The sequence below is a fragment of the Providencia sp. PROV209 genome, assembly GCF_028479485.1.
GTDB lineage: Bacteria > Pseudomonadota > Gammaproteobacteria > Enterobacterales > Enterobacteriaceae > Providencia > Providencia alcalifaciens.
This window is the reverse complement of the sequence record NZ_JAMPNR010000016.1, coordinates 1-12,992: the sequence shown is the minus strand read 5'-3', so window position 1 is coordinate 12,992 and position 12,992 is coordinate 1. Positions and strand designations below refer to the sequence as shown.

At 33.2% G+C, this 12,992-nt stretch carries 15 protein-coding genes, 1 tRNA gene and 2 pseudogenes; 5 read left to right on the top strand and 13 right to left on the bottom strand.

Translation table 11 applies throughout. The annotated features are described in order from the left end of the window. Window positions 1-12 precede the first annotated feature (12 nt). Window positions 13-792: a class I SAM-dependent methyltransferase gene (locus tag PR795_RS12150; RefSeq protein WP_006661576.1), complete on the top strand. Its 780-nt coding sequence runs from the start codon at window positions 13-15 to the stop codon at window positions 790-792. Window positions 793-843: 51 nt separating this feature from the next. Here the strand turns inward: PR795_RS12150 and PR795_RS12145 are convergent, their stop codons facing one another. Continuing rightward, window positions 844-1,179, bottom strand: coding sequence for a hypothetical protein (locus PR795_RS12145; protein WP_224063590.1), 336 nt, complete (start codon window positions 1,177-1,179; stop codon window positions 844-846). 224 nt (window positions 1,180-1,403) lie between these two features. Beyond that, window positions 1,404-1,742, bottom strand: a complete 339-nt coding sequence (locus PR795_RS12140; RefSeq protein ID WP_036961450.1) for a GlpM family protein — start codon at window positions 1,740-1,742, stop codon at window positions 1,404-1,406. Window positions 1,743-1,949: 207 nt separating this feature from the next. On the opposite strand from PR795_RS12140, the gene PR795_RS12135 reads away from it, so the two are divergent. After that, complete coding sequence (locus PR795_RS12135) at window positions 1,950-2,792, top strand: MBL fold metallo-hydrolase (protein ID WP_036965885.1); 843 nt, start codon at window positions 1,950-1,952, stop codon at window positions 2,790-2,792. A 64-nt stretch (window positions 2,793-2,856) separates the two neighbouring features. Here the strand turns inward: PR795_RS12135 and PR795_RS12130 are convergent, their stop codons facing one another. Then, window positions 2,857-3,246: a nuclear transport factor 2 family protein gene (locus PR795_RS12130; protein WP_006658948.1), complete on the bottom strand. Its 390-nt coding sequence runs from the start codon at window positions 3,244-3,246 to the stop codon at window positions 2,857-2,859. Between the two features lie 724 nt (window positions 3,247-3,970). On the opposite strand from PR795_RS12130, the gene PR795_RS12125 reads away from it, so the two are divergent. After that, window positions 3,971-4,351, top strand: coding sequence for a DUF805 domain-containing protein (locus PR795_RS12125; RefSeq protein WP_006658950.1), 381 nt, complete (start codon window positions 3,971-3,973; stop codon window positions 4,349-4,351). A gap of 86 nt (window positions 4,352-4,437) precedes the next feature. Here PR795_RS12125 and PR795_RS12120 read toward each other — a convergent pair whose 3' ends face one another. Together PR795_RS12120 and PR795_RS12115 are read right to left on the bottom strand one after the other, a co-directional pair. Further along, entirely contained in the window at window positions 4,438-5,196 is a 759-nt protein-coding gene (locus PR795_RS12120; protein WP_036965888.1) for a YnfC family lipoprotein, read from the bottom strand. A gap of 476 nt (window positions 5,197-5,672) precedes the next feature. Further along, window positions 5,673-6,122: a carboxymuconolactone decarboxylase family protein gene (locus tag PR795_RS12115; RefSeq protein WP_006658953.1), complete on the bottom strand. Its 450-nt coding sequence runs from the start codon at window positions 6,120-6,122 to the stop codon at window positions 5,673-5,675. A 716-nt stretch (window positions 6,123-6,838) separates the two neighbouring features. Here PR795_RS12115 and ycaC point away from each other — a divergent pair. Next, entirely contained in the window at window positions 6,839-7,456 is a 618-nt protein-coding gene (ycaC, locus tag PR795_RS12110) for an isochorismate family cysteine hydrolase YcaC (RefSeq protein WP_006658954.1), read from the top strand. 486 nt (window positions 7,457-7,942) lie between these two features. Here ycaC and PR795_RS12105 read toward each other — a convergent pair. The 8 genes and pseudogenes from PR795_RS12105 to PR795_RS12070 form a co-directional block, all read right to left on the bottom strand. Continuing rightward, window positions 7,943-8,110, bottom strand: a pseudogene (locus PR795_RS12105) (NADP-dependent isocitrate dehydrogenase); the annotation flags it as partial. A gap of 341 nt (window positions 8,111-8,451) precedes the next feature. Continuing rightward, entirely contained in the window at window positions 8,452-8,931 is a 480-nt protein-coding gene (locus tag PR795_RS12100; RefSeq protein WP_036979447.1) for a GNAT family N-acetyltransferase, read from the bottom strand. A gap of 499 nt (window positions 8,932-9,430) precedes the next feature. Continuing rightward, window positions 9,431-9,628: a DUF2767 family protein gene (locus tag PR795_RS12095; RefSeq protein ID WP_132496092.1), complete on the bottom strand. Its 198-nt coding sequence runs from the start codon at window positions 9,626-9,628 to the stop codon at window positions 9,431-9,433. A 295-nt stretch (window positions 9,629-9,923) separates the two neighbouring features. Next, window positions 9,924-10,334, bottom strand: a complete 411-nt coding sequence (gene psiE, locus PR795_RS12090; RefSeq protein ID WP_036975563.1) for a phosphate-starvation-inducible protein PsiE — start codon at window positions 10,332-10,334, stop codon at window positions 9,924-9,926. Window positions 10,335-10,394: 60 nt separating this feature from the next. Then, window positions 10,395-10,472, bottom strand: a tRNA-Asn gene (locus PR795_RS12085). Window positions 10,473-10,980: 508 nt separating this feature from the next. Then, window positions 10,981-11,154: pseudogene (gene ymcF / locus PR795_RS12080) on the bottom strand (cold shock small protein YmcF); the annotation flags it as partial. Further along, entirely contained in the window at window positions 11,111-11,323 is a 213-nt protein-coding gene (cspE, locus tag PR795_RS12075; RefSeq protein WP_036975560.1) for a transcription antiterminator/RNA stability regulator CspE, read from the bottom strand. The pseudogene ymcF and the gene cspE, both read right to left, overlap by 44 nt. 290 nt (window positions 11,324-11,613) lie before the next feature. Next, complete coding sequence (locus PR795_RS12070; protein ID WP_154609462.1) at window positions 11,614-11,820, bottom strand: hypothetical protein; 207 nt, start codon at window positions 11,818-11,820, stop codon at window positions 11,614-11,616. A gap of 795 nt (window positions 11,821-12,615) precedes the next feature. Here PR795_RS12070 and PR795_RS12065 point away from each other — a divergent pair. After that, window positions 12,616-12,897, top strand: coding sequence for a DinI-like family protein (locus tag PR795_RS12065; RefSeq protein ID WP_154628561.1), 282 nt, complete (start codon window positions 12,616-12,618; stop codon window positions 12,895-12,897). The last annotated feature ends 95 nt before the right edge of the window (window positions 12,898-12,992 follow it).

The window sequence follows — 12,992 nt, the reverse complement described above, 5'->3', positions numbered from 1 at the left end:
AAGGTACAATTTATGACGGATTATATTACCGCTAATCAACAAGCTTGGGATAAACAAGCAATATCGCAACAAGCATGGTCTATTCCAGTTGATTCAAAAACAATTGAAAAAGCAAAAAAGGGAAACTGGCAAATCCATCTAACACCCTCCCCTCTGAATAAAACTTGGCTTGGTGACGTAAAAGGAAAACACATTCTTTGTTTAGCATCGGCTGGTGGGCAGCAAGCGCCAGTTCTAGCTGCTGCAGGTGCGATTGTGACTGTTTTTGATTTATCCGTGAAACAATTAGAACAAGATAAGATGGTTGCTGAACGGGATAATTTAGAATTGAATGTTGTACAAGGAGATATGCGCAATCTCACTGTGTTTGCAGATAATATGTTTGATATTATTTTTCATCCTATTTCAAACTTATATATTCCTGATGTAAATCCTGTCTGGCAGGAATGTTTTCGCGTGCTTAAACCGCAAGGTCGTTTACTTTCAAGCTTTTTCAATCCAGTGGTTTTTATTGATGATAGAGAAAAGCGTCCAGAAGAAAACACCATTATTAAACCTCGCTACACCATGCCATTTTCTGAATTAGATAATCTATCCTCAGAACAGATAGCGGCAAAACAAGAGAAGCAAGAGGCATTTGTTTTTGGTCATTCACTCACTGATTTAATTGGTGGGCAAATACAAGCAGGCTTTACTATTACAGGTTTTCAAGAGGACTGGCAGCCAAATCCTCGCTTTGTTATCGACAATTTTTTGCCTACATTCCTAGCGACGTTAGCCATGAAACCATAAAATGAAGAGGCAGGTTAAATACTAAAAAATTAACCCGCCCTCTTTGATTTGTTACCGATTACAATATCGCTCCCAAATAGGATCAAATTGCTCAACAGGTACAATATCATCAACTTTTTCAACTAATGGGATGGATACTATTGTTTTACCTTCTGCATTTTTATGTAAGCGAACAATAAATCGTTTATATCCATAAGGTAAACCATCTTCAAAACCAAAAACCTCGCCACAATAATATCCCGTCTCATCCCCCTCCTCATTTTGATTCAGGACATGATACTTAACATTTTTGTATGTTGCTGTAGAAGGATAGATAAGAAAATCTTCAACGGCGCTTTTAACTTTACTCTCGGCGTCCATCTCAGTATTTGAAGAAACTTCTGTCATCACACCCGCTATGTAGGAACAACCAGCAACTAGTAATAATACTAGGACTCTTAGTAACATTTTTCTCTATAAATGACTGATTGGGAAACACTGACTATTATTATAAATCGTCTAAAAAATAATTCGAGTGTAAATTAAACACATAATCATTGTATTTAGATTTAAATGTCAAGAATCGCACTTTTTATTTAATTAACACCTGAAAAGCGTCAGCCTTACCCTATTTACTGAGTCATCTGCCAAAAATAAACTAAAACAGCTGCTGTAATCACCCAAACTAAAGTGGCTAAACTTAAGCAAATCCAAGGGGTTAATTTTGTTGCAAATACATAAACGGTGACTAAGTACATGGCATATGGAATTAACGACCACAAGCCAAATAGTGCAGTTTTTCTTAATGCTTCAACGCCCTGTTCCTGGACCACAATGACATGAGCAATCAAAGCAAAAGTGGGAAATAATGGCACTAATCCAGCAATATAGTAAACTTTGCTGCGTGATAATACCGCAATAATCAACACGGCTAATGCGCCAAACAAGCATTTTATTAATAAAGCAAACATGGCAAACTCTACATTATCAATTGTATTTTTACCTATTATCACTCTAAATCCTTCACACTAGCTAGATCACTTTCGCAAACATACCTTCTTCGATCACATATTTAAACGCCTAATCTTTCACGTTCCCAATGTTTATCCATCATTGAATATTTTTTGCTTTTATTCTGATATAACTACCTCGATTAAGAACTAACTTAAGAGATAAAAATGACAATAAAAATTTCTGTACTGGTTGATAACAACACATTAATTGATAGCTATTTCTGTGGCGAGCCCGCCGTTTGTTATCACATTGAAGTTGATGGTAAGAAAATCCTATTTGATACTGGCTATTCAGATGTCTTCATCGATAATGCCAATATCTTAAATATCGACCTTGCTCAAATTACTGATCTTGTTCTTTCCCATGGCCACAATGACCATACTTGGGGCATTAACCACCTTATTCAGTATTTAGATCGTCGAAATGTTGAATCACAGCAAACCAAAAAATTAATTTATCATCCAGATGCATTACAACCAAAAAGTTATCACTCCAAAGTCATTGGTGCGAATACCCCCAAGAATGTTCTAACTGCCTACTTTGACACAATTGAAACTAAAGAAGCTTATTATCTCTCTGAGAATGTCATTTTTTTAGGTGAAATTCCGAGAGATAACACTTTTGAAGGAAAAGAGCCTGTAGGAAAAACAATTGATGATAACAACAATAGTGTTGACGATTATGTTCTCGATGACAGCGCCCTAGCGATAAAAACCTCTGAAGGGTTAATCGTTATTACAGGGTGTTCACACTCAGGGATCTGTAATATTGTCGAACATGCAAAGCGAGTGACTAAAATAGATAAAATAGTGACTGTTATCGGCGGTTTTCATTTACAAAAAGCCTCTGAGGAATTGCTAAACCAGACTAGCGAATATTTTAAAAAACAGAATTTATTACATATTCACCCATGTCATTGTACTGATTTGGCGGCTAAAATTCATTTGTCCAGACATGCACCTGTCCAAGAAGTTGGAACAGGCATGCAATTGACCTATCCTGCATGATTGAATTTCTACACTATGCCGCTAATTAGCGGCATTTTTTTATTTTGATTGAACCTGTATTCTTTTATGTTCTTGAGCCTAGATCATTATCATGTTTTGAACCTGCAAGCATTCTTGTCAGTTCCTCACAACGAATAATCTTTCCATTCATTAATTGAAAGCAAGCAAATACTTCAAATTCACTCGTAGAGCCATCTTTTTTCACCGCTCTAGCAATATGCTGTGTATGAACGCAATTTTTACCTTCCGCAATAGATTTTATTTCAATAGAGATATTTTCTGTCGCTTCCTTTAACGCTCTCATATGGGCATAAAACAGAGTAAAGTCAATTTGCTTCCCATCAACGACTTGTACATAATCCGATGAGAAATATTGTTTTATGACCTCTAAATCCCCCAGCTTTTCACCCAAAACTGAGTTTAATGCTCGTTCTACAAATGCTATTTTGTCCATAATTAACCTTTGGTAAGATATTTTTCTTCATTTATTGACACTATATTCGGGTCGTTCCTCCCGTTTTCAACCATCTAAACACTATTAACTAATAATTCTTCTCACTGACCTTTCACAAGCTAACTCAGCTAATTTCTATTACTACAATAAATCTGTTGAAGCTCATAAACAGAAGGGATAAAACATAGAAAACTTAATTATTTTATTGAATTATATGAAATTACTTAAATCTATTTGGCAGTTCTTTGGTCTTTATCAACCTCTATTGTTCAATTAACACACTGCCTGATCCTGTTTCTGGTTATTACACAGATCATCATTAGTAATTGGATGTTCGTTAGCAAAAATGGTGTTATCCCAACGGAAGGAATTGAGTTCTATTTTACTTGGTTACATATTGCTGTGGGTTTTAGACTATTATTTCTCTCAACCATCCTAATTTATGTTTGTTTCTCAAATCGAGGATTACACTATTTTTATTCCTTCTTACAGGGGAATTTTTCACAATAAAAAATCAGCATAATCTTTTAATAAAACAGAATTAGCTGCTAAAATTAATGTAAAGTTTTGAAAATATGCATTTTCAATAGGTAGTTCTAGTTAATAAAAAAATGATTTATTGAGAGTTTTCTTACTGTTAGGTTGAAATATACAGATAATGCTGATTTACACAAATTTAAACTCTACCTATACTCACAACTCAAATCTTCGTTAAGGAATAAACATGAATTGGTATTTAGAAGTCATCAAAAATAACTATGCTAATTTCGAAGGACGCGCTAGACGTCAAGAATATTGGATGTTCACTTTAATCAATACCATTATTATTATGGTGTTATACTCATTAATGTTTTCATCTATTGATTACACGACGGGTGAAGTAGGTGGTTTAGGAATTATTGTAGGAATTTTACTGGGAATTTATGCTCTAGCCACTATCGTTCCATCTATTGCTGTTTCTGTACGCCGTTTGCATGACACTGAAAAATCAGGCTGGTGGTATCTGATAGCTTTCATTCCTTTTGGTGGAATTGTATTACTCGTTTTTATGTGCTTAGACGGTACTAAAGGCGATAACCGTTTTGGCCCAGATCCAAAAGCATAATATCACTGCCCCTTATAAATTTAAGGGGCGATTTCTCCACATATTAAGATTTTCTTTGTTCTATTCATTTTTCTCGTCGATTCCAACTAGTAAAATACTGCTTCCGTTGTGCTTCTTTTCGGTAGCTTCATCATTTTTCCATTAGATACTACCGTAAGTATAAAATTGCACCTATGGGCGATATTTTGCTTGTCATAATCACACTTGGAGTCAACAAATAGAATAGGTAAACCTAATGCTTTTATTTCCATTTGAAGGTCAAATGGCTTTGTAATATCGTTTCCATAGCTAAGAATAGTTTCAGAGAATACAACATTATCTTTATAATATTTTATAGTCTCAGGCAGTTTATTCTTATTGTATGTATTTTTACTGTATTGAACTCTCGGCTCAGCATTCATCGAACCTATGATGATTCCATCATTGTTATACTGGTATATTAACTTACCATTACTATCAGCTCTTGAAACAATCAAACAATTTGCTGCAACTTCCATTTCGACTGGACCATTAGCATCTGAGCCCACTAATTTGTTTTTTTCGCGTTTGACTAAAAGCCAGTTATCTATGCTATTTAAATGCTCATCTTTCTTTTGACTGAAAGAAAAACTATCAACACAGCCATCACGACCAATATTTAAAGTTGACTGATAATTAATGGTTTCATCATCATTGTAAACCATCGTATTTAACTCTTTAACATTACCTTTAACTGGATTAAAATCATAGAGTTGAGCAAAATTAAATACAATTGGATTATACTCATCTTTTTGAAATGCCAGTGACTGGAAAGAGGCAGAAAATAGCGCGAATTGAATAATTGAAACTATGCATTTGTTATTCATATAATTCTTATACCTCAATATGCTCATTTGCTGTGTTCTGAAGTTTAAAGCTGTTTTTCTAATTTTTGTTTACATTATTATTTTTACTATAAATATTCTTTATCATCTTAACATTTATCAAACTAACTTCCAGCGTCATTTTCAATCTGACACTAAATCAAAATACGTACTTATACGTATATCTTTTCCTTGAAAATTTCGTATTAGGATAATCTTTAGATAATATGAAAATTACGTCTTAATAATTTCATCCATGCAGAATGCCCTACCGAAATGAAAGCCTATGCGATAATTTAGCTACAAGTTTTATTCCTAATATTCTTGACATAAAAAGTCAAAACCATCGGAAATTGACTAGCCTTTATAAATCTACCTAATAAATGAAATAATAAGGGCTAGAGTGTATAGATTAAGTATTTTTGTTATTAAAAAAGGCTGCACACTGGCAGCCATCCGAGTTTAAAAACTAAACATTATTATGGCTTCACACTATAGCGGCTAGCAATGGCAATACGATTAAAAGAACCAATGATAATAGATAACCATTCGATTAATGCTAGCTGCTCCTCACTCCAATATTCTGCGGCTTTTTCATAAATTTCGGTAGGTATATGCCCAGCATGGATCATATTGACTGATTCAGCCAATAAGAACGCCGCTTTTTCTTTTTGTGAGAAATAACCAGCTTCTTCCCACACTGTAACCAGTGCGATTTTATCAATACTAACATCACACTTTTGCGCATCTTGAGTATGAAGTCTCACGCAAAATGCGCATCCGTTAATTTGAGATATTCTCAATTTAAGCAAATGAATAAAACCGACATCTAATCCTAATGATATTGCTTGCTCATCAATATTATTACTAATCTCAATCAACTTATTATAGGCATTAGGTGAATTCTTAGATAATGAAACTCTCGTCATTATACACTCCGAGTTATATTGTAATTAAATACATATAACCAGTTTCTATAAAACCCATCTATCATCATTGTGTGGTACATACATTTGGAACAATATGAACACGGATAAAACTCACGCCATGACGGCTTTTACCTAGCGTGTAAGACTCCTTCCCTGTGTTCATATGAGAGAGCCAGTGGTTACTACGACCAGTGGTTATCTTACCTCAACCGTACTTACAGCACGCGCGAGGAATATGAGGTAGCATATATAATAAATCCAATCAGTTACGTTGAGTCTGAATGAGAACTTTCACCACTTACCTGTTTTGGTGATTTAAATTACCATTAATAACAGTTTTACAACTAAATTAATCTTGAATATATTTATCCCGCACTGATTACTCAGTGTGTAGATGGAAACTGCTGTGTACAAATGGAAATGTGAGGTTTTGTAACCTTTTTGCCTTAACCGCTGTTGCTGTTAAGGCTTTTTTTATTTTTTTGGAATATTTTAATCCATTAAAAAGCCACACTAAGCAGCTTATTGAGGTAGATGTTCGATTGAGCTCAGGCTAATTATTTAGTCTGTAGGGAAAAGTCATTCAATTTATTTGGATCCTTTGATTGTCTTTATTCGCTATTATTCTAAATTTCTTCCGCTAGTATGTATAAATATCAATCAGGGCTAATTAAGATTGATATTCTATTTCAACGCTGGTAATTAGGAGAATTAACATGAGTTTTAAATACAATCGACTCGATAAAGATAATGCTGCTGTTTTACTCGTAGATCATCAAGCTGGGCTGCTTTCCCTTGTTCGTGACCAAGATCCTGATAAATTCAAAAACAACGTATTAGCCTTAGCTGATTCAGCTAAATATTTTAATCTTCCCACCATTCTCACTACTTCATTTGAAAATGGTCCAAACGGACCGCTAGTTCCTGAATTAAAGGAAATGTTTCCTGATGCGCCCTATATTGCTAGACCGGGTCAAATCAATGCTTGGGATAATGAAGATTTTGTAAAAGCCGTGAAGGCAACTGGAAAAAAACAATTAATTATCGCTGGTGTTGTTACTGAAGTTTGCGTGGCCTTTCCTGCACTCTCCGCCTTAGAGGAAGGATATGAAGTGTTTGTTATCACTGATGCTTCAGGCACATTTAATCCAATCACTCGAGACGCTGCGTGGGATAGAATGTCCCAAGCAGGGGCTCAGATGATGAGCTGGTTTGGTGCGGCTTGTGAACTGCATAGGGACTGGAGAAATGATATTGTTGGTTTAGGTACTCTATTCTCTAACCATATACCTGACTATCGGAATTTAATGACCAGTTTTGACTCATTAAAATAACGTCTATATTCAATTAGAATGACGCCATAATATAATGGTGTCATTCTAAAAATTAGCTCGTAGCACATTTATTATTTTTCATTATCTGCTGTTTTTGTTTCTACTAAATCAGGTTTCTCTTTACTAACCTTTAGCTTTTGACATTAATTAAATGGTAAACCCGTAGAGACTATCTAACATGAGTGATTAATTGAGTCATACTCATACTTACCTTTAATAAATAAAAGAAAACTACACAATGATAACCTTAGAATAGTTTTTTGAATCTTCTTTTTCCGTATCCATGAGCTTTACCCATTAAATTTAGGTTAAGGAAAAAACACTATAATTCTAAATTTAAAATGTGAATACCGTTAAATAGAAAAATAAACTGTTTTTTTAAATTAATGCATGATGAAACACATTTAATTTTGATAACTGTTTCAAATGTGACAATAAAAAACGGGAACTATTAAGTTCCCGTTATTAATTACACTATGCAGTAAATTACATGTGTTTGATGATTGCGTCACCGAATTCGCTACATTTCAGTAATTTAGCGCCTTCTAATTGACGTTCGAAATCGTAAGTTACAGTCTTAGCCGCGATTGCGCCTTCCATACCTTTAACGATTAAGTCTGCCGCTTCAACCCACCCCATGTGGCGCAGCAGTATATAGATACATTAATCATAACCATCTGATATTTATCATATTACTATAAATATTTTATCTTTTTCATGATAAAAACAGAGAGTTTTAAGTCATTGATAACATAAATGATTAATTTAGTTTTGATAACTGCTATTTCTCAAACATTGAGTGGAAATTAATCAATTTTAACACAATTAACCCATCACAATAATCGTCTTTTCTAATCGCTTAAATTATCTTTGCTTTAATTAGACAGCTAAACTCGAGTGTCTGGTTTGAACAATAAGCGGACGTTCATAATTATCCCTGTTCAGGAATGCATGGTTAGCGCGACCGCTAATGCATTTTTAGGTAACAACCTACTTTATATAGGCTCTTGCGTTGCTAATAAGCGGAACCGACGAAAACATATGCTATCAAACATCACTTCACCATCAGGTTGAAAACCCAACCGTAAAATAGTTTTAATTTTTACCCTACTCAAGGGCAGTAAAATAGTGATGCTTTCTAGTTTCATCTCACAGAAAGCACGTCTGATAATTTCGTCATAGATTATTTTACCTGCCCCCCAATAATCTGGGTGAAGCACCAGGGCAAGGTCTGCATCACCGTCTTCATATTGTAATCCCCCCCACCCAGCAAAATGCTCATTAATCATAATTGCCCACGGGCCATAACCATGTTCTTTCCATTGAGCATCTTTTTGTGCCACCCATTCTATACACTTTTGGTAGTTAAAATCGGGGCTTCCCAATGGCATGTGCCGTAATACATCAGGATGGTTATTGAGCGTAATAATATTGCTAACATTGACCTCTGTTAGTCTTTTAAATTCTAAAATCAAATACAGGTCCCTTATGAAAAAATGCATGAATAAAATAATTCTACTGACATTATCATAACGTTATGGTTCTAATGATACTTTCATGCCTATTCAGCAAAGAATTGGGATAGTAGAACTTATCACATCTATCAAGATAAGCTATTAGAACACTTCTGATGATATTTCTTCTAAGAAATAAATCATATTCACTGCTGCGCTCCATTATATCGGACTTTTTTAATTATTTACAGCGTCCGTTTGAATTTCCGCTCATGGCACAAAGCTGATGGAGACAAAAACTTAAAGGTTTACTCTGAATAAGTACCTTTTATAACTTTTTTAGAAAAACATTATTTTGTGTTAAATAAATCGGATATCGCTTCCCGTCATTTCACATTACAAAACAGTATATGGCTATATTAATCATCTGATATTTATGACGTTATCATTAATATTTTATCTTTTACATAGCAAAAATAGAGGTTTTTAATTCATTGATAATATATAGAAATTAATTCGTTCACCTAGAATCCATTAAATCAATTGCAATCGCATATATGGTTATCATTTGTTTCTCTTGCTCACTTTCTTTTTGCTCTTTTAAAATCGCAGATATGCGCTCTCCAGTAATGTTGTGCTTTGACTCATTTAGCAACATAACAGCCCGACCAACTACTTGACATATTCGCATATAAATTACATCTTTATCCGTATCCATAATCACCTCTGAGTATTCTCTTAACAGTATCACTTAGTTAACGTAATTCCCAGATAAGATTTGTATAGTTTTACTATAATTAATTTTTCTGTAAAAATTCAAGGATTCATTTAATATTTTTCATATTCAAACATTTTCTGATTTTTAGTTTATTAATTATTTTATAGTTTGATACGTTCTTATTTCTATACGATAGCTAGCTATAATACATGTAATATTAACAATTGTTTTACTTGTTTAGATCAACCTTCCTACTATAGCTTATCATTAAGCTACTTATTTATTTTATAAAAACTCATTCTTTGGGCTTTAACCTATCTGCATTAGAAACATATAGAGCAAAAATAAGTACTAATATTGATATCGAGTAAATAATGAAGAGTTGTGGATCTTTATGCTCAACCACTATTAACCTAATTACTGCAGTAATTGCAATATAGATAAAATACTGTAATGGAAAATGATAGTTAGATTGAAAATATTTAATAATCAATGCAATGAACTCAAAGTATAAAAAATAAACAATAAGACCATCTACTAATAAGTAAATTGAAATGGAATCATTAGCTGTAAATAACAACCCTGCTAATACAACAGTTTCTTTTATTAAAAATGCTATTAATATAACAGCAAGTAAAAGTAATGCGGCACTACTAATCCACTGCAAGATTCTACAAATCAATTTGGATTGACTTAGGCCTGACATGATACACCCACAGGATATTAATCCTTTGATATTAAATAGTAATATCATTAATTAAGGAAATGGACCACCATCGAGGTATCGAACCTCGACTCTTAGACTTAATAAGGCTAAATACTCTTCCAGTTGAGTTAATGGTGGGGAAAAATTATTTAAATAAATTAACTACATATGAAGCAATCAAAATTAATATCCCTACTAATATAATTACTACAAATATATTTCCTGAATATATAACAATACGTCGATAAAGAGGAAACCAGTTCACAGAATACACCTTATGAGTTAATTGTTAGAAAACACATACCCATTACCAAGCTTATTTAATGATGGCGTATCAAAGAAATAAATTGCACCAAGGACCGCTATAGTTAACACAGCCAAAATGAGTATGTTCTTATAAATAGTTACAACTAAACACTGAACTGTTTGCTTTTTCATTAGTATACCTTGGGTAAATATCCCTTGGATACCACATTTATTTTTAGATAAAAGCTTGCGGATGCAAGATTTGCTATTCATAGCAATGAGGTATAATTATTCCTTAACCTTAACACATCCATTTAAATAAATACGATTTAAATAAAAAAACCTCGTTGTAACGAGGTTTTAAGTACTATCGAAATTTTAATCAGCAAACTTTTGCTTTCATTGAGCTTTTGCAAAAAATGCATTTAGCGCCATGTGGATTATTTACTGAAATATCAAACTGTGAGGTTCTATATTGAGATCCACTACAGCAAGGACATTTAAAGTACAGATAGACTTTTATAGTGTCTTTAAAGCGCCACCACTTGTCCTGCAGCAGGACCTTTTGCACCATTTTCAATGATGAATGAAACTTGCTGACCTTCAATTAAAGATTTGAAGTTATCACTCTGAATTGCAGAGAAATGAACAAATACATCTTTAGAGCCATCAGCTGGAGTAATGAAACCAAAACCTTTATCGTCGTTAAACCATTTTACTGAACCAGTCATTGTATTAGACATAGAATTTCCTTTAATTTTTTAAGTTTGCCATAAGGCATATTAGGTTTGTTTTTTATTTTTACTTATGGGAATTAATTAGAAGGAATTCGCAATGAAGGGTATCTTAGATAACACTAAATGGTGAACGACTTTAAACTGACTAGCATAAATAGGCCTGTACTTCCAAACCAGTTAAACCATTAGGCCACACAAACACAATAATAGCAAATTTTATATTTTACTCCTTTTTCAGAAGAGCTTACTATTGATATTATAAATGCAAATTAAAAAGTAATATTTAGCGATTTATTTTAATACGTTATACCACTATTTATACAGCTAGAGCATATTTTTACAACTTCATAACCTGATTTTTTAGCCATTTTAATCGCTTGCATAGCATTTAAAAAGTTACCAAGATAAAATCTATTTACAGCTATAGGCATATTCTTACATCCAATCTTATGCATTTTATAAGTACCCTGTGGTTCCATCATTGTCTGAATGTAATAGTTCATTTTTTCTCCATTAAGCTATACGCGAGGAAGCGCACTAACAATCCCCATCATTGATGCTTTTAAGCCTCTACACTTAGTTTTCAGAGGCTAAATACCTTTTATTTCCGTGATCTGCAGAATAGTTTTACATCCAGTATACAAGTGAAAATGCAGCTAGCAGTAATACAACTATTATTAAAGCATTCCCTGTAAGCGATAAAATGTTTCGGTACAATGTAGATAAATTCATAGGCAATCCCTTAGGAATTACTTCCCTTGGATACCGCATCTATTTGTTAGATAAAAGCTTGCGAAGGCAAGATTTGCTTTTACAGCAATGAGGCATGATTATTTAATGTACTATAACATACTATCTATACATTAACTTAATTAATAATTTTATAAATGAAAACATTTAGTTAGGAAGCATTTCATGCAAAATACTCTAATAATTAAAATGCTTACTCACTATACATACAATTGATAACAATTTTTTATTAACTTTTTACTTTTAGCTAATTTTGTTTTTAGAAAGTAAATTCTATATTTATATTTTATTCATGCGCTTAATAATAACTTAACTTATTGATTCATAATTATTTAAATGGCATTAACCCTTGGTCTTATGCCATTTTCAACTATCATTTAACCTCTTGATTTAACGATATTATTTAAATGGTTTTGGGGAAGTCATTTTCTTAGCCATAAGATAAATTTTACCTTATTTCTTGATCTCCATTAATATTTTACTGTATATAATCACAGTTATTATTTAACTGTTTTTATATACAGCACTTTATGTAAGGAGAATGTACGATGGTTACTATTAAAGTTCGCTTCGCTGCAAGCATGAAAGGTAAATTACCTATGGGGACTTTCGACGCATTGAGAAATGAGATCACAAAAAGATTGAACCCCAAATACCCTGATTTAAATATCGATATTAGTTGGGGATCTCAAGCTAATGTTTCTATTGATGGCCTTGGTAAGAACGAAAAGAAAACCTACATTGAAGAAACGCTGGAAGAAATTTGGAATGATGGAGATTGGATGCCTGAAATGAAAGAAACTGAGGAAGTAGAGTATTTCGATAAATGATCTGAGTGCGCCAACTACTCGAGCTGGCGCACCTTAGTTATTACTCTTCGAGTTTGCTTGCTTGTTCTTGTTTGGATTCTTCCTCTAATCTCTCC

Excerpts from the sequence above, each read along its gene's own strand:
- PR795_RS12150 (WP_006661576.1), top strand. The coding sequence starts at position 13 with ATGACGGATTATATTACCGCTAATCAACAAGCTTGGGATAAACAAGCA.
- PR795_RS12145 (WP_224063590.1), bottom strand. The coding sequence starts at position 1,179 with ATGACAGAAGTTTCTTCAAATACTGAGATGGACGCCGAGAGTAAAGTT.
- PR795_RS12140 (WP_036961450.1), bottom strand. The coding sequence starts at position 1,742 with ATGTTTGCTTTATTAATAAAATGCTTGTTTGGCGCATTAGCCGTGTTG.
- PR795_RS12135 (WP_036965885.1), top strand. The coding sequence starts at position 1,950 with ATGACAATAAAAATTTCTGTACTGGTTGATAACAACACATTAATTGAT.
- PR795_RS12130 (WP_006658948.1), bottom strand. The coding sequence starts at position 3,246 with ATGGACAAAATAGCATTTGTAGAACGAGCATTAAACTCAGTTTTGGGT.
- PR795_RS12125 (WP_006658950.1), top strand. The coding sequence starts at position 3,971 with ATGAATTGGTATTTAGAAGTCATCAAAAATAACTATGCTAATTTCGAA.
- PR795_RS12120 (WP_036965888.1), bottom strand. The coding sequence starts at position 5,196 with ATGAATAACAAATGCATAGTTTCAATTATTCAATTCGCGCTATTTTCT.
- PR795_RS12115 (WP_006658953.1), bottom strand. The coding sequence starts at position 6,122 with ATGACGAGAGTTTCATTATCTAAGAATTCACCTAATGCCTATAATAAG.
- ycaC (WP_006658954.1), top strand. The coding sequence starts at position 6,839 with ATGAGTTTTAAATACAATCGACTCGATAAAGATAATGCTGCTGTTTTA.
- PR795_RS12095 (WP_132496092.1), bottom strand. The coding sequence starts at position 9,628 with ATGGATACGGATAAAGATGTAATTTATATGCGAATATGTCAAGTAGTT.
- psiE (WP_036975563.1), bottom strand. The coding sequence starts at position 10,334 with ATGTCAGGCCTAAGTCAATCCAAATTGATTTGTAGAATCTTGCAGTGG.
- cspE (WP_036975560.1), bottom strand. The coding sequence starts at position 11,323 with ATGTCTAATACAATGACTGGTTCAGTAAAATGGTTTAACGACGATAAA.
- PR795_RS12070 (WP_154609462.1), bottom strand. The coding sequence starts at position 11,820 with ATGAACTATTACATTCAGACAATGATGGAACCACAGGGTACTTATAAA.
- PR795_RS12065 (WP_154628561.1), top strand. The coding sequence starts at position 12,616 with ATGGTTACTATTAAAGTTCGCTTCGCTGCAAGCATGAAAGGTAAATTA.